The following is a 15,952-nucleotide window of genomic DNA, read 5'->3' on the forward strand; positions in this document are numbered from 1 at the left end:
ATAGAGTGCTGTCAGAAAGCCAGAGTTGTTGTGGAAATTGACATAAACTGACAACGCAGGTAATTAATTCAGCGCCAATATTCCCGCGCTATATAGCACAAAGTGCAATAGTTTATTTCTGAATATTTCTCTTAAAAAACAGGTTCTGGTTTCCCGAGAAATTTATAATCAACTGTTTTAAAAAAGGTTATCCTGCCACATGTTTTGACATTCCCTGCCAAACCCTTTTAATCCCACCAAAAAACTAAAACGTCCGACAACTATTCACAGCCATATTATATTGATTAGTTAATAATCACTTTATGTCTATATATTAACCTGACTGGCCGATTTAAGGGCAATTTATCCGATCAGGATCACACTAATTGAAATTATCTTTAATATTTTGAAACTTATTATTGAAAGCAGTCTACGGAATTTTAAAAATAGTCTGCCATTGACGATAAGCCTCGTTTAAAAATCGCTCAGGTGGCTTAGGAAATACCTAAATAAAATTATAAGGATTATTTAAGATGAAACTTAAATTAGTTGCAGTGGCAGTGACTTCCATGTTGGCAGCTGGCGTTGTTAACGCGGCTGAAGTTTTTAATAAAGACGGTAACAAACTGGATCTGTACGGCAAAGTTACTGGTCTGCACTATTTTTCTGATGATGCTGGTAGCGACGGCGACAAAACGTATGTTCGTCTGGGCTTCAAAGGTGAAACTCAGATCAACGATCAGCTGACCGGATACGGTCAGTGGGAATATGAGTTCAAGGGCAATCGCTCTGAAGCTCAAGGTTCCGACGGCAACAAAACCCGTCTGGCGTACGCTGGTCTGAAATTCGATGAATTCGGTTCCTTCGACTACGGTCGTAACTACGGTGTGGCTTATGACATCGGCGCGTGGACTGACGTTCTGCCAGAGTTCGGTGGCGATACCTGGACGCAGACTGACGGCTTCATGACCGGCCGTACCACTGGCGTTGCAACCTACCGTAACACCGACTTCTTTGGTCTGGTTGACGGCCTGAACGTGGCTGCTCAGTACCAGGGTAAAAACGACCGTGACGATATCACCGAATCCAACGGTGACGGCTGGGGTCTGTCTTCTACCTATGAATTCGACGGCTTCGGTGTGGGTGCGACCTACGCGAAATCTGACCGTACCGACCGTCAGGTTCGTGCTGCAAGCAACCTGAACGCCGGTGGCGAAAACGCAGAAGTCTGGGCTGCTGGCCTGAAGTACGATGCGAACAACATCTACCTGGCAACCACCTACTCTGAAACCCGCAACATGACGGCGTTCGGTAACGGTCACGTTGCCAACAAAGCGCAGAACTTCGAAGTTGTGGCTCAGTACCAGTTCGACTTCGGTCTGCGTCCGTCCATCGCTTACCTGAAATCCAAAGGTAAAGACATCGGTTCTTATGGCGACCAGGACCTGGTTGAATACGTTGACGTTGGCGCGAGCTACTACTTCAACAAAAACATGTCCACCTATGTTGATTACAAAATCAACCTCGTGGATGACAGCCAGTTCACCAAAGATGCCAAAGTGGCTACCGACAACATCGTAGCTGTAGGTCTGACCTACCAGTTCTAAGATCTGTTAGTTCAAAAGGCCAGCCCTCGCGGCTGGCCTTTTTTATTACTGCTGCCCTCCGACCTTCGCCAGACTAAACCAGATCCCGACCGCCAGAATCAGCAGCATGCCTCCCGCACTGCCCAGGGCCACGCTGTGCGAGGTGATGAACGCGGTTTTCGCCGCCGTCATCACCGGCTCGGCCAGCGACGGCGTCAGCTCCTGCGCCACCTTCATCGCTTCACCGATGGACGACGAGGCTTTATCGGTCAGCGACGCGCTCAGCCCCTGCGGCAGTACAATAGACGCCGAAAAGCTGCGGGTTAACAGCAGACCGAAAATGGCGATCCCCAGACCAGCACCCAGCTCGTAGGACATGGTTTCGATCGCGCCTGCGGCGGCCGCTTTCTCTTTCGGCGCGGCAGCCATGATCGCTGACGTCGATGCCAGCAGTGCGCTGGCGGCACTGAAGCCCAGCAGCACCATCAGGCTCCACGCCTGCCACTGTTGGGTGCTGAAATCGAGCGTCGACAGGCCGATAAAACTGACCGCGCTAAGCCCCATGCCTCCGGCCGCGACAATGCGCAGCCCCAGACGCCCGACCAGCACACCCGCGATCGGCCCGCTAAATCCGCTCGCCACCATCACCGGCAGCATAAATATCCCTGCTTCAAACGGCGTAAAACCATGCACGAACTGCAACTCCTGCGCCATCAGCAGTTCAAAGCCCACCAGCGCAATCATGGCGGTCATCGCCATGACCACGCCGCTTAAAATAATGCGATGGCAAAACAGGCGCATGTCGATCATCGGCACGCGCGCGCGTAGCTGGATACGGACGAAGATAAACAGCATTACCGCTCCGGTAAGCAGCGTACAGGCCACCATCCACGGCGACAGCACCCCTTTCAGGGCGGTTTTGGCGCTATAGACCAGCAGTAAAATGGCGACAATCAGCATAATGGCATGGCTGATATTGAGCGGCTGTTCGGGACGCCCCTGCTGAGCAGGCACAAAGCGCGCAGCAAGCGAAACCACGATCAGCACGATCGGCACGTTAATCAGGAACACCGACCCCCAGTAAAAGTGCTCCAGCAACATGCCGCCAATCAGCGGGCCAAACGCCGCGCCGCCCGACCCAACGGCCGCCCAGACGCCGAGGGCAATATTACGGTGCCGCGCGTCAGTAAACAGGGTGCGGATCCCTGCAAGCGTTGCCGGGATGATCATCGCCGCCCCTATCGCCAGCGACGCGCGGGCGGCAATCAGCCAGCCCGCGGAAGGCGCAAAAGCCGCCGCTAACGAAGACAGGCCAAACAGCACGCTGCCGATCATCAGCAGGCGCTTGAAGCCAATGCGATCCCCCAGCGCGCCCATAGGCAGCACCATCCCCGCCATCACCAGCGAGTAAATATCAATAATCCACAGCAATTCGTTGCCGCTGGCACCCAGCGTCATGCTCAATGTTGGCGCCGCCACGTGCAGCACCGTCGCGTCAATCGCCACCGGGATATACACCAGCACGATAATCACTAACGCTAACCACTGACGAAACATAAATTTCCTTTTCAGTTAAAAACTGGACACATGTCCAGAATGCGATCCTACGTAAAGTTGAACACTTGTCCAGCTCTTTGTTACACTCGTTTCGTTGCCATTGAGAGTGAGAAATTATGCGTTATCTGAGCAAGGACGAGCGGCGGGAAGAGATCCTCCAGGCCGCGATGCGCGTGGCGCTGACCGAAGGATTCGCTGCGATGACCGTGCGCCGCATCGCCACCGAAGCGGGCGTCGCCACCGGGCAGGTGCATCACCACTTTGCGTCGGCGGGCGAGCTTAAGTCGCTGGCGTTTGTCCGGCTAATCCGCGATTTGCTGGATGCTGAAATCGTTGGCGAAAACGCCGGCTGGCGCGAGCGCCTGCATGCCATGCTCGGCAGCGATGACGGCGGGTTTGAGCCTTATATTCGACTGTGGCGGGAGGCGCAAATTCTTGCCAGCCGGGATAGCGATATCAAAGGCGCCTACGTTTTGACCATGGAGATGTGGCACCAGGAAACGGTCGCGATTATCCGCGCCGGGGCGGAGGCCAACGCCTTTACGCTTGCTGACCAGCCGGAAAATATCGCCTGGCGTTTAATTGGTCTGGTATGTGGCCTGGATGGCATATACGTATTAAATATGCCTGAAATGGACGACGCGGCATTTAATAAGCATCTGGATAAGCTTATTTCCCTCGAATTGTTTTAATACTCCCATCGGGGTATTAATTTCCGCAAACAGTTACAATTAGTAACACATAAAGCGAACCCTGATTCCCATTCCAAACTCAGGGATTCGCTTTTTTATCTATCCTTTCAGATGTATCCCATAACATCCAAAAATTTCTACAAACTGCCGAAAGGTATCTTTCTGTTTTCACTTCTTTTTTCTCTCCATTTGGGTAAGCAAGAGGGTGATATGTCACATCAAAGCGAGAAGAGTAATCAGCATCTGTTGAGTAACTGGAAACCGGAAAACGCGCAATTTTGGGAGAATAAAGGGAAACATATCGCACGTAGAAACCTGTGGATTTCCGTGGCGTGTTTGCTTCTCGCGTTTTGTGTATGGATGTTGTTTAGCGCTATTGCGGTAAATCTTAATAAGGTCGGATTTAATTTCAGCACCGATCAGCTTTTTATGCTAACGGCATTACCTTCTCTTTCCGGCGCGATATTGCGTGTCCCCTACTCTTTTATGGTGCCGATATTTGGCGGACGTTACTGGACCGTGTTAAGTACCGTTATCCTGGTCGTACCCTGTGTCTGGCTTGGGATCGCCATCCAGAATACCGCCACGCCTTACTGGGTCTTTATCATCATCGCACTGCTGTGCGGTTTTGCCGGCGCCAACTTCGCTTCCAGCATGGGAAACATCAGCTTCTTCTTCCCGAAAGCCAGACAGGGCAGCGCGCTGGGCATTAACGGCGGGCTGGGTAACCTGGGCGTGAGCGTGATGCAGCTGGTTGCGCCGCTGGTGATTTTTCTGCCGATGTTTACCTTCCTCGGCGTTCACGGCGTCCCCCAGGAGGATGGCTCGACGATGTGGCTGGCGAACGCGGCGTGGATCTGGGCCCCGCTGCTGATTCTTGCTACCCTTGCGGCGTTTTTTGGCATGAACGACATCGCCAGCTCGAAAGCGTCCATTGCCAGCCAGCTTCCGGTGCTGAAGCGCTTTCACCTCTGGCTGCTGAGCCTGCTTTATCTGGCAACCTTCGGCTCGTTTATCGGTTTCTCGGCAGGCTTTGCTATGCTGTCGAAAACCCAGTTTCCGGACGTAAATATCCTCCACCTCGCCTTCTTTGGCCCGCTGATCGGCGCTCTGGCGCGTTCGGCTGGCGGAATGATTTCAGACAGGCTGGGCGGCGTACGGGTGACGCTGATCAACTTCGTTTTTATGGCCATCTTTAGCGCCCTGATTTTCCTGACGCTCCCCGGGTCTGGTTCAGGCAGTTTTATGGCCTTCTATCTGGTCTTTATGGGCCTGTTCCTCACCGCAGGCCTGGGCAGCGGCTCGACCTTCCAGATGATCGCGATTATCTTTCGCCAAATCACCCTCGACCGCGTGAAAAAACAGGGCGGGAGCGACGAACAGGCACAGCATGAAGCGGTGACCGAAACGGCTGCCGCGCTGGGCTTTATCTCTGCCATCGGTGCGGTAGGCGGGTTCTTTATTCCCAAAGCCTTTGGCACATCCCTGGCGATGACTGGTTCCCCGGTGGGCGCCATGAAAGTCTTCCTCGTGTTTTACATCGTCTGCGTGCTCGTCACCTGGCTGGTGTACGGCCGCAAATCCTCACAAAAATAATAACTACCTCTTCGCCGGAGCGTGATGTCTCACCCTCCGGCCATGCTATCGAAGCAGGAGAAATGTCATGAGCAAACTCTTGGACCGCTTCCGTTACTTCAAAACAAAAGGCGACAGTTTCGCCGATGGGCACGGGCAGGTGTACCACACCAACCGCGACTGGGAGGACAGCTACCGTCAGCGCTGGCAGTTCGACAAGATTGTGCGATCCACCCACGGCGTTAACTGCACCGGCTCCTGTAGCTGGAAGATTTATGTCAAAAATGGCCTGGTGACCTGGGAAACCCAGCAGACCGACTACCCGCGCACCCGCCCTGACCTGCCTAACCACGAACCTCGCGGCTGCCCGCGTGGCGCAAGCTACTCCTGGTATCTCTACAGCGCCAACCGTCTCAAGTACCCGCTGGTACGCCGCAGGCTGATCGAACTCTGGCGCGAGGCGCTGGCGCAGCATACCGATCCGGTGCTGGCCTGGGATGCCATCCAGAACGATCCGCAGAAAGCGCAGAGCTACAGGAAAGCGCGCGGAAAAGGCGGTTTTATCCGCTCAAACTGGAAAGAGCTTAACCAGCTGATTGCTGCCGCCAACGTCTGGACCATCAAAAACTACGGCCCGGATCGGGTAGCCGGTTTTTCCCCCATCCCGGCCATGTCGATGGTCTCTTATGCCGCCGGTACGCGCTATCTCTCCCTGCTCGGCGGCACCTGCCTGAGCTTCTATGACTGGTACTGCGATCTGCCACCGGCGTCGCCGATGACCTGGGGCGAACAGACCGACGTGCCGGAATCCGCGGACTGGTACAACTCCAGCTATATCATTGCCTGGGGGTCGAACGTGCCGCAGACGCGCACCCCGGACGCCCACTTCTTTACCGAAGTGCGTTACAAGGGCACCAAGACCGTCGCCATTACGCCGGACTTCTCGGAGGTGGCGAAGCTCAGCGACCAGTGGCTGGCCCCCAAACAGGGTACCGACAGCGCCCTTGCCATGGCGATGGGCCATGTGATCCTTAAAGAGTTCCACCTCGATAACCCGAGCGAGTACTTCCTCAACTATTGCCGCCGCTACACCGACATGCCGATGCTGGTCCTGCTGGATGAACAGGCTGACGGTCGCGTGGTGCCGGGCCGCATGCTGCGCGCGTCGGATCTGGCCGACGGGCTGGGTGAAACCAATAATCCGGAGTGGAAAACCATCGCCTTTGACGTGGCCGGAAATCTGGTGGCGCCGAATGGTTCCATCGGCTTCCGCTGGGGTGAAAAAGGCAAATGGAACCTGGAGTCGCTGGCTGCGGGACAGGAAACCGAGCTGACGCTTTCCCTGCTCATCACCCACGACAGCGTGGCAGACGTGGCCTTCCCTTACTTCGGGGGCAACGAGAATCCGCATTTCCGCAGCGTGAAGCAGGAGCCGGTGCTGACGCGCCGCGTACCGAGTAAAACCCTGACGCTGGCCGACGGCAGCCAGAGACGCGTGGTTAGCGTGTACGATCTGGTGCTGGCAAACTACGGCCTCGATCGCGGTCTGGAAGACAGTAACGCGGCGACAAACTACGCCGAGATAAAAGCCTATACCCCGGCCTGGGGCGAACAAATTACCGGCGTCCCCGCTTATCTGATAGAAAAAATCGCCCGTGAATTTGCCGACACGGCGCACAAAACTCATGGTCGTTCGATGATCATCCTCGGGGCCGGTGTGAACCACTGGTACCACATGGACATGAACTACCGCGGGATGATCAACATGCTGGTCTTCTGCGGCTGCGTCGGGCAGAGCGGCGGCGGCTGGTCGCACTATGTCGGCCAGGAAAAGCTGCGCCCGCAAACCGGCTGGCTGCCGCTGGCCTTCGCGCTGGACTGGAACCGTCCGCCGCGCCAGATGAACAGCACATCGTACTTCTACAACCACGCCAGCCAGTGGCGCTATGAGAAGCTCACCGCACAGGAACTGCTTTCTCCCCTTGCAGACGCATCGAAGTTTACCGGTCACCTGATTGATTTCAACGTCCGCGCCGAGCGCATGGGCTGGCTCCCTTCCGCGCCGCAGCTCAACCTCAACCCGCTGCACGTTAAGGCCCGGGCGGACGCCGCCGGGATGTCGCCGCAGGACTACACCGTGCAGGCGTTAAAATCGGGCGATATCCGCTTCGCCTGCGAACAGCCGGATAACGGTAAGAACCACCCGCGCAACCTGTTTGTCTGGCGTTCTAACCTGCTTGGCTCGTCCGGGAAAGGCCATGAATACATGCTGAAATACCTGCTTGGCACCGAGAGCGGTATTCAGGGTGAGGATTTAGGCTCAACGGACGACGTGAAACCTGAAGAGGTGGAATGGCAAACCGCCGCCATTGAGGGCAAGCTGGATCTGCTGGTGACGCTCGATTTCCGTATGTCCAGCACCTGCCTGTTCTCGGATATCGTCCTGCCCACCGCCACCTGGTATGAAAAAGACGATATGAATACCTCGGACATGCATCCGTTTATTCACCCGCTTTCCGCAGCCGTTGACCCGGCGTGGGAGTCCCGCAGCGACTGGGAGATTTACAAGGGCATCGCCAAAGTCTTCTCTGAGGTGTGCGTCGGACATCTCGGCACCGAAACTGACGTGGTGCTACAGCCGCTTCAGCATGACTCCCCGGGGGAGCTGTCGCAGCCTTTTGATATTCTGGACTGGCGCAAAGGCGAGTGCGATCTGATCCCCGGCAAAACGGCACCGAACATCGCCGTGGTCGAGCGTAACTACCCGGAAACCTACGAGCGCTTTACGGCCCTTGGGCCGCTGCTGGACAAGCTCGGTAACGGCGGAAAAGGCATATCGTGGAACACCCAGAACGAGGTCGATTTCCTCGGCAAGCTCAACTACGTCAAGCTCGACGGCCCGGCGAAAGGTCGTCCGCGCATCGAGACCGCCATTGACGCTTCAGAGGTGATCCTCGCCCTTGCGCCGGAAACTAACGGTCAGGTCGCGGTCAAAGCCTGGGAAGCCCTCGGCGAACTGACCGGACGCGATCACACTCATCTGGCGCTGAACAAAGAAGATGAGAAAATCCGCTTCCGCGATATTCAGGCGCAGCCGCGCAAAATCATCTCCAGCCCGACGTGGTCCGGCCTTGAGAGCGAGCACGTCTCCTATAACGCAGGCTATACCAACGTTCACGAGCTGATCCCGTGGCGCACGATTTCGGGCCGCCAGCAGCTGTATCAGGATCATGCCTGGATGCGCGCCTTCGGGGAGAGTCTGGTGGCCTATCGTCCACCGATTGACACCCGCAGCGTTACCCATATGCGCGAAATCCCGCCGAACGGATTCCCGGAAAAAGCGCTTAACTTCCTGACGCCGCACCAGAAATGGGGCATTCACTCCACCTACAGCGAAAACCTGCTGATGCAGACCCTGTCGCGCGGAGGGCCAATCGTCTGGATCAGCGAAACCGACGCGCGCGAGCTGGGCATAGAGGACAACGACTGGATCGAAGCTTTTAACGCAAACGGCGCCCTCACCGCCCGCGCGGTGGTCAGCCAGCGCGTGCCGCCGGGCATGACCATGATGTACCACGCTCAGGAGCGCATCCTGAACATTCCGGGGTCAGAAGTAACCGGACGGCGCGGCGGGATCCACAACTCGGTCACCCGCGTCTGCCCGAAACCGACCCACATGATCGGCGGCTACGCGCAGCTGGCGTACAGCTTCAACTATTACGGCACCGTCGGCTCGAACCGCGACGAGTTCATCATGATCCGTAAAATGAAAAACATTAACTGGCTGGACGGCGAAGGTCGGGATCAGGTACAGGAGGCGAAAAAATGAAAATACGCTCACAGGTTGGCATGGTTCTGAATCTCGATAAATGCATTGGCTGCCACACCTGCTCGGTCACCTGTAAGAACGTCTGGACCGGGCGCGAAGGGATGGAGTACGCGTGGTTTAATAACGTCGAAACCAAACCGGGTATCGGCTATCCGAAAAACTGGGAAGATCAGGATGAGTGGCAAGGCGGCTGGATCCGCGGTATTCACGGCAAGCTGACCCCGCGCCTCGGCGGCAAAATGGGCGTGCTGTCGAAGATTTTCGCTAACCCCGTCCTGCCGCAGATTGACGATTACTATGAACCCTTCACCTTCGATTACCAGGATCTGCACCGCGCGCCAGAGAGCGATCACCTCCCTACCGCCCGCCCGCGCTCGCTGATTGACGGCAAGCGAATGGATAAAATCGAATGGGGGCCCAACTGGGAAGAGCTGCTGGGCGGCGAGTTCGAAAAACGCGCCCGCGACCGCAATTTCCAGAAGATCCAGAAGGAGATGTACGGCCAGTTTGAAAACACCTTCATGATGTACCTGCCGCGCCTGTGCGAGCACTGTCTGAACCCCAGTTGCGTTGCCACCTGCCCGAGCGGTGCGATTTACAAGCGCGAAGAGGACGGCATTGTGCTGATTGACCAGGACAAATGCCGCGGCTGGCGTCTGTGCATCAGCGGCTGCCCGTACAAGAAAATCTACTTCAACTGGAAGAGCGGCAAGTCAGAGAAATGCATCTTCTGCTACCCGCGCATTGAGTCCGGCCAGCCGACCGTCTGCTCGGAAACCTGCGTTGGGCGCATCCGCTATCTCGGCGTGCTGCTGTATGACGCGGACCGCATTGAAGAGGCGGCCAGCACCGAGCATGAAACCGATCTGTACGAGCGCCAGTGCGACGTGTTCCTTAACCCGAACGATCCGGCGGTGATTGAGGAAGCGCTGAAACAGGGTATTCCGCAGAACGTCATCGACGCGGCACAGCGTTCCCCGGTTTACAAAATGGCGATGGACTGGAAGCTTGCCCTGCCGCTGCATCCGGAATACCGCACCCTGCCGATGGTCTGGTATGTGCCGCCGCTGTCACCGATTCAGTCCTACGCCGACGCGGGTGGTTTGCCGCAGAGCGACGGCGTGCTGCCTGCGGTCGAAAGCCTGCGCATCCCGGTCCAGTACCTGGCAAACATGCTCAGCGCGGGCGATACCGGTCCGGTGCTGCGCGCCCTGAAGCGCATGATGGCGATGCGCCACTACAAACGCTCCCAGACCGTGGAAGGCGTGACCGACACCCGCGCCATTGAAGAAGTGGGCCTGACCGAAGCGCAGGTTGAGGAGATGTACCGCTATCTGGCTATCGCCAACTACGAAGACCGCTTCGTGATCCCGACCAGCCACCGCGAAATGGCGCGCGACGCCTTCCCGGAGAAAAACGGCTGCGGCTTCACCTTCGGCGACGGCTGCCACGGCTCCGACACCAAATTCAACCTCTTCAACAGCAGCCGCATCGACGCGATCAACATCACCGAAGTGCGCGAACACGGGGAGGGAGAATAATGCAGATCCTCAAAATCATCGCGCTGCTCATTGAGTATCCCGATGAGTTGCTGTGGGAAAACCGTGACGAAGCGCTTTCCCTGGTGGAACAGGACGCGCCCATGCTGCTGCCGTTTGCGCAGCAGCACCTGAGCGCCCCGCTGCTGGATAAGCAGGCCGAATGGTGCGAAGTGTTTGAACGCGGGCGCGCAACCTCGCTACTGCTGTTCGAACACGTTCACGCCGAGTCCCGCGATCGCGGTCAGGCGATGGTCGACCTGATGAGCCAGTATGAGAAAGCCGGCCTTCAGCTTGACTGCCGCGAGCTGCCGGACTATCTGCCGCTCTATCTGGAATATCTCAGTATCGTCAGCGATGACGAGGCGCGTGAAGGGCTGCAAAACGTCGCGCCGATCCTGGCGCTGATTGGCGGCCGGCTGAAACAGCGCGAGGTGGCACATTACCAGCTGTTTGACGCCCTGCTGACGATGGCCGGTACACGGCTTTCCAGCGACAGCGTGGCGAAGCAGGTGTCTGGTGAAAAACGGGATGATACCCGTCAGGCGCTGGACGCCGTGTGGGAAGAGGAACAGGTGAAGTTTATCGAAGACAACGCCACATCGTGCGACAGCTCGCCGATGCAGCAATATCAACGACGCTTTAGCCAGGACGTCGCGCCGCAGTACGTGGACGTCAGCGCCGGAGGCCCAAAATGACACATTACCTGAACGTGTTTTTCTATGACATTTATCCGTACATCTGCGCCACCGTGTTTTTCCTTGGCAGCTGGTTGCGCTACGACTACGGGCAGTACACCTGGCGCGCCTCGTCGAGCCAGATGCTCAGCAAGCGCGGGATGAACTGGGGCTCTAACCTGTTTCATATTGGCATTCTGGGGATCTTCTTCGGGCATTTGTTCGGCATGTTAACCCCGCACTGGATGTACGCCTGGTTTTTACCCGTCGCGGTTAAACAGCAGTTAGCCATGATTGCGGGGGGGATTTGCGGGGTGCTGACGCTGATTGGCGGGTCGATGCTGCTGATCCGCCGCCTGTTCAACCAGCGGGTGCGTGCCACGTCCACCACGCCGGATATTATCATCATGAGTATCCTGCTGCTTCAGTGCATCCTTGGGCTGTCGACCATTCCTTTCTCCGCCCAGTATCCTGACGGAAGCGAGATGATGAAGCTGGTCGGCTGGGCGCAGGGGATCGTGACGTTTAAGGGAGGCTCGTCAGAAATGCTGAGCGGCGTCGCACCGATCTTCCGCGTGCATCTGGTGCTGGGGATGACGATCTTCCTTATCTTCCCGTTCACCCGTCTGGTGCACGTGTGGAGCGCGCCGTTTGAGTACTTCACCCGTCGCTATCAGGTAGTGAGATCGCGCCGTTGATTTTGTCGGGTGGCGGCTTCGCCTTACCCGACCTACGTTTCAAGCCGCTGTAGGCCCGGTAAGGCGTAGCCGCCACCGGGCTATTTACCTGCCTGTGGATGCGTATCAAACCCCGCCATCACGGCCGTCAGCTCGGCCAGGGTAAAGCCGTGCTTCGGGTCATCAACGCCCAGGCCAAACCGCGCCTGCATCAGCTTATACAGCGCCTCCGCATCCGGCAAATGGATCTGCTCCTCCACATGACCGTTCTGCCAGTGGGTAAAATTAAAGTTGGTCAGCGTCAGCTTGCCCCCGTCCGGCAGGTGGCGACACATCAGCAGGTGATGACGGAAATGGGACTGCGGCCAGTGCGCCGACCAGAAGTTTCCCATCACGTAATCGTTGAAGTACTGGGTCGCCAGGTCAAAATGGTACATCGACTGCCAGTGCTCGTGATGGCGGAATTGCAGTACCCAGTCGTTACCCTCGCTCAGCAAACGATAACGCCCGTGTGGGGTTTCCTGTTCCTCGTTGGCGATCAAACGAATCGGCGCCGTCAGCGTTTGTCCGCCAAATCCCACATCGGCGATCCAGCGCTCGCCGTTCAGCTCAACCAGCAGCAACCGGTGCGTACGCGGCGGCATCTGCGACGGATTAGCCAGCACAACCCGCCCCAGCACGCTGCGCACCGTAAAACCGACTTCGCGCAACACCCGCTCAAACAGGCCGTTTTGCTCGAAGCAATATCCCCCCCGACGCGCGGTGACCAGTTTATCCACCAGACACCCGTCATCCAGATGGATTTCACGCGGCAAAACGACATCGATATTTTCGAAAGGGATGGCGCAGTTATGGTGTAAATGCAGCCCCCGCAGGGTATCGATATTAACCTGTACGGGCTGCTGCCAGCCCGTGCGGGCAAAATAAGCGCTCAGAAATGGGGACATGATTTGCTCCAGGATGTGATATCCCCTGTTTATAAACTATTTTCCCTTATGCATATGCGTAAAAGTGCTTTTTCGTCATACTCGTCGTGTACATGAGGAGATCCTATGAGCCACTTTCGCCCTGTTGAATTACGTCACGCCAGCCGCCTTCTGAATCACGGTCCAACCGTGCTCATCACCAGCCGGGATGAGACCATCGATCGTCGCAACGTCATGGCCGCCGCGTGGTCTATGCCGGTGGAATTTGAACCCCCGCGTATCGCGATTGTGGTAGACAAAAGCGCGTGGTCACGGGAGTTGATCGAACGCAGCGGGAAATTCGGCATTGTGATCCCCGGCGTGGCGGCAGCCAACTGGACCTGGGCGGTCGGCAGCGTCAGCGGGCGCGACGAGGATAAATTTAACTGCTACGGGATCCCGGTTATTTATGGCCCTGAGCTTGGCCTGCCGGTTATAGAAGAGAAATGTCTGGCGTGGATGGAGTGCCGGTTATTACCTGTAACCTCTGCGGCAGAGAAATATGACACTCTGTTTGGCGAAGTGGTTTCCGCCGCGGCGGATGAACGCGCATTTGTCGCCGGACGCTGGCAGTTTGACGGGGATAAACTGAATACGCTGCATCATCTGGGAGCGGGCACGTTTGTCGCGAGCGGGAAAATGGTGAAGGCGCTGGATTAACGCACCTCAAAAAAGAAAAGCCCTCTTCCTGAGGAAGAGGGCTTTTTATTACTTCACACGCTTCGCAATAATCTCATCCGCCACATTTCGCGGAGCTTCCGCAAAATGATGGAATTCCATCGTATACGTCGCGCGCCCCTGGGACATCGAGCGCAGCGTGGTGGCGTAGCCAAACATCTCAGCCAGCGGGACGTCAGCGCGAATAATCTGGCTGCCGTACTGTTCTGCCATTCCCTGCACCAGGCCGCGACGGGAGGAGAGATCGCCCATAATGTTCCCGGCGTACTCTTCCGGCGTTTCCACCTCAACGTGCATCACCGGCTCAAGAATAACCGGATCCGCCCGCCTAGCGCCCTCTTTGAAGCCGAGGATCGCCGCCATGCGGAAGGCCATCTCCGAGGAGTCAACGTCATGGTAGGAACCAAACGTCAGGGTCGCTTTCACATCCACCACCGGATAGCCCGCCAGCACTCCCGTATTCATGGCTTCTCGCAAGCCTTTTTCCACCGACGGGATGTACTCCCGCGGCACCACCCCGCCTTTGGTGGCATCTTCAAACACAAAACCACTCCCGGCGGCTAACGGCTCAAGGCTCAGGACCACATGACCGTACTGCCCTTTCCCGCCGGACTGTCGGACAAATTTCCCTTCAATATCCTTCACCGCTTTACGCAGGGTTTCACGGTAGGTGACCTGCGGACGACCAATGTTCGCCTCAACGCCAAACTCGCGCTTCATGCGGTCGACGATGATCTCCAGATGCAACTCGCCCATCCCGGAGATAATGGTCTGTCCGGACTCTTCGTCCGTGTGCAGGCGGAACGACGGATCTTCCGCAGCCAGGCGCTGTAGGGCAATCCCCATTTTCTCCTGATCGGCCTTGGTTTTCGGCTCAATCGCCAGCGAAATAACCGGGTCCGGGAACTCCATCCGTTCAAGGGTGATCACCGCATTCGGGTCGGTCAGCGTGTCACCGGTGGTAACGTCTTTCAGCCCGACACAGGCTGCGATATCCCCTGCACGCAGCTCGTCCACCTCATGGCGATCGTTGGCATGCATCAGCACGATGCGCCCGATACGCTCTTTCTTGCCCTTCACCGGGTTGTACACCGCGTCGCCTTTGCGCAGTATGCCAGAATAGACGCGGATAAAGGTCAGCTGGCCGACGTACGGATCGCTCATCAGCTTGAAGGCCAGCGCCGAGAACGGTTCATCATCGCTTGGGTGGCGCTCGGCGTGCTGTCCGTCTTCGTCTACCCCATCAATAGCGGGCACGTCCAGTGGAGACGGCATCAATTCAATCACCGCGTCGAGCATGCGCTGCACACCCTTGTTCTTGAAAGCGCTGCCGCACAGCATGGGCTGTATTTCACCGGAGATGGTCCGGACGCGCAGCCCCTGGATGATTTCTGCTTCATCCAGTTCGCCCGTCTCAAGGTACTTATCCATAAGCTCATCGCTGGCTTCTGCCGCAGCCGAAACCATTTTTTCTCGCCACGCTTGGGCGGTACTCAGCAGATCGTCAGGGACTGGCGCATAGCTGAACGCCATGCCCTGCGTCGCATCGTCCCACAGAATGGTGCGCATCTTGATGAGATCCACCACGCCGGTGAAGTGTTCTTCTGCCCCCACGGGGATCACAATCGGGACCGGATTGGCTTTCAGCCGCTCCTGCATCATCCGCACCACGCGGAAGAAATCTGCGCCCGGGCGGTCCATTTTATTGACGAACGCCAGACGCGGAACATGATATTTATTCGCCTGACGCCAGACGGTCTCCGACTGCGGCTGCACACCACCGACGGAGTCATAGACCATTACCGCGCCGTCGAGCACACGCATGGAACGTTCCACCTCAATGGTGAAATCCACGTGCCCGGGGGTGTCGATAATATTGATGCGGTGCGGTTCAAAGCCTCTGTCCATACCGGGCCAGAAACAGCTCACCGCCGCCGACGTAATGGTGATCCCGCGCTCCTGCTCCTGCGCCATCCAGTCGGTGGTTGCCGCGCCATCGTGTACTTCACCCAGCTTGTGGCTCATCCCGGTGTAAAACAGGATGCGCTCAGTGGTGGTTGTTTTGCCCGCATCGATATGCGCGGAGATACCGATGTTGCGATAACGTTCGAGTGGAATGGGTCGGGGCATGTTATTTCCTTAAGTCTTCATGACTGGTTTGTGACGACCGGGATGGTCGCGTGTTCGTTCGTTTGTTAT

General features: G+C 56.9%; 11 protein-coding genes. 8 read left to right on the forward strand and 3 right to left on the reverse strand.

The annotated features are described in order from the left end of the window. The first annotated feature begins 512 nt into the window (after positions 1-512). Positions 513-1,586 carry a porin OmpC gene (ompC, locus tag L463_RS07310; RefSeq protein ID WP_017382300.1) on the forward strand — a complete coding sequence of 358 codons (1,074 nt, stop codon included), beginning with the start codon at positions 513-515 and terminating at the stop codon, positions 1,584-1,586. 45 nt (positions 1,587-1,631) lie between these two features. Here the strand turns inward: ompC and L463_RS07305 are convergent, their stop codons facing one another. Beyond that, complete coding sequence (locus L463_RS07305) at positions 1,632-3,122, reverse strand: MFS transporter (RefSeq protein ID WP_032102978.1); 1,491 nt, start codon at positions 3,120-3,122, stop codon at positions 1,632-1,634. A gap of 116 nt (positions 3,123-3,238) precedes the next feature. On the opposite strand from L463_RS07305, the gene L463_RS07300 reads away from it, so the two are divergent. The 6 genes from L463_RS07300 (at position 3,239) to narI (ending at position 12,131) form a co-directional block, all read left to right on the forward strand. Next, the gene (locus L463_RS07300) at positions 3,239-3,814 is read left to right on the forward strand and encodes a TetR family transcriptional regulator (RefSeq protein ID WP_015570471.1); all 576 of its coding nucleotides are present in this window, start codon (positions 3,239-3,241) and stop codon (positions 3,812-3,814) included. 210 nt (positions 3,815-4,024) lie between these two features. Continuing rightward, positions 4,025-5,410: a NarK family nitrate/nitrite MFS transporter gene (locus L463_RS07295; protein WP_026094300.1), complete on the forward strand. Its 1,386-nt coding sequence runs from the start codon at positions 4,025-4,027 to the stop codon at positions 5,408-5,410. Between the two features lie 67 nt (positions 5,411-5,477). Next, complete coding sequence (locus L463_RS07290) at positions 5,478-9,218, forward strand: nitrate reductase subunit alpha (protein ID WP_032102976.1); 3,741 nt, start codon at positions 5,478-5,480, stop codon at positions 9,216-9,218. Next, positions 9,215-10,759, forward strand: coding sequence for a nitrate reductase subunit beta (gene narH, locus L463_RS07285; protein ID WP_032102974.1), 1,545 nt, complete (start codon positions 9,215-9,217; stop codon positions 10,757-10,759). Before L463_RS07290 ends, narH begins: the two co-directional genes overlap by 4 nt. Then, the gene (gene narW / locus L463_RS07280; protein ID WP_032102973.1) at positions 10,759-11,454 is read left to right on the forward strand and encodes a nitrate reductase molybdenum cofactor assembly chaperone; all 696 of its coding nucleotides are present in this window, start codon (positions 10,759-10,761) and stop codon (positions 11,452-11,454) included. The genes narH and narW overlap by 1 nt, the downstream gene beginning before the upstream one ends. Further along, positions 11,451-12,131: a respiratory nitrate reductase subunit gamma gene (gene narI, locus L463_RS07275; protein WP_015570467.1), complete on the forward strand. Its 681-nt coding sequence runs from the start codon at positions 11,451-11,453 to the stop codon at positions 12,129-12,131. The genes narW and narI overlap by 4 nt, the downstream gene beginning before the upstream one ends. Positions 12,132-12,211: 80 nt before the next feature. Here narI and nhoA read toward each other — a convergent pair whose 3' ends face one another. Further along, a complete protein-coding gene (gene nhoA / locus L463_RS07270; RefSeq protein WP_017693381.1) occupies positions 12,212-13,057 on the reverse strand; it encodes an N-hydroxyarylamine O-acetyltransferase in 846 nt (281 codons plus the stop codon). 105 nt (positions 13,058-13,162) lie between these two features. Here nhoA and L463_RS07265 point away from each other — a divergent pair, with 105 nt between their 5' ends. After that, positions 13,163-13,735: a flavin reductase family protein gene (locus L463_RS07265; protein WP_015570464.1), complete on the forward strand. Its 573-nt coding sequence runs from the start codon at positions 13,163-13,165 to the stop codon at positions 13,733-13,735. A 48-nt stretch (positions 13,736-13,783) separates the two neighbouring features. Here the strand turns inward: L463_RS07265 and fusA are convergent, their stop codons facing one another. Further along, positions 13,784-15,883 carry an elongation factor G gene (fusA, locus tag L463_RS07260; protein ID WP_023296668.1) on the reverse strand — a complete coding sequence of 700 codons (2,100 nt, stop codon included), beginning with the start codon at positions 15,881-15,883 and terminating at the stop codon, positions 13,784-13,786. Between the last annotated feature and the right edge of the window lie 69 nt (positions 15,884-15,952).

Source organism: Enterobacter sp. BIDMC 27 (assembly GCF_000534415.1).
GTDB lineage: Bacteria > Pseudomonadota > Gammaproteobacteria > Enterobacterales > Enterobacteriaceae > Enterobacter > Enterobacter hormaechei_C.

Bases quoted from the DNA above. Each gene is read 5' to 3' on its own strand.
- L463_RS07305 (WP_032102978.1), bottom strand. From the start codon at position 3,122: ATGTTTCGTCAGTGGTTAGCGTTAGTGATTATCGTGCTGGTGTATATC.
- L463_RS07290 (WP_032102976.1), top strand. From the start codon at position 5,478: ATGAGCAAACTCTTGGACCGCTTCCGTTACTTCAAAACAAAAGGCGAC.
- narH (WP_032102974.1), top strand. From the start codon at position 9,215: ATGAAAATACGCTCACAGGTTGGCATGGTTCTGAATCTCGATAAATGC.
- L463_RS07265 (WP_015570464.1), top strand. From the start codon at position 13,163: ATGAGCCACTTTCGCCCTGTTGAATTACGTCACGCCAGCCGCCTTCTG.
- narI (WP_015570467.1), top strand. From the start codon at position 11,451: ATGACACATTACCTGAACGTGTTTTTCTATGACATTTATCCGTACATC.
- narW (WP_032102973.1), top strand. From the start codon at position 10,759: ATGCAGATCCTCAAAATCATCGCGCTGCTCATTGAGTATCCCGATGAG.
- ompC (WP_017382300.1), top strand. From the start codon at position 513: ATGAAACTTAAATTAGTTGCAGTGGCAGTGACTTCCATGTTGGCAGCT.
- fusA (WP_023296668.1), bottom strand. From the start codon at position 15,883: ATGCCCCGACCCATTCCACTCGAACGTTATCGCAACATCGGTATCTCC.
- L463_RS07300 (WP_015570471.1), top strand. From the start codon at position 3,239: ATGCGTTATCTGAGCAAGGACGAGCGGCGGGAAGAGATCCTCCAGGCC.
- L463_RS07295 (WP_026094300.1), top strand. From the start codon at position 4,025: ATGTCACATCAAAGCGAGAAGAGTAATCAGCATCTGTTGAGTAACTGG.
- nhoA (WP_017693381.1), bottom strand. From the start codon at position 13,057: ATGTCCCCATTTCTGAGCGCTTATTTTGCCCGCACGGGCTGGCAGCAG.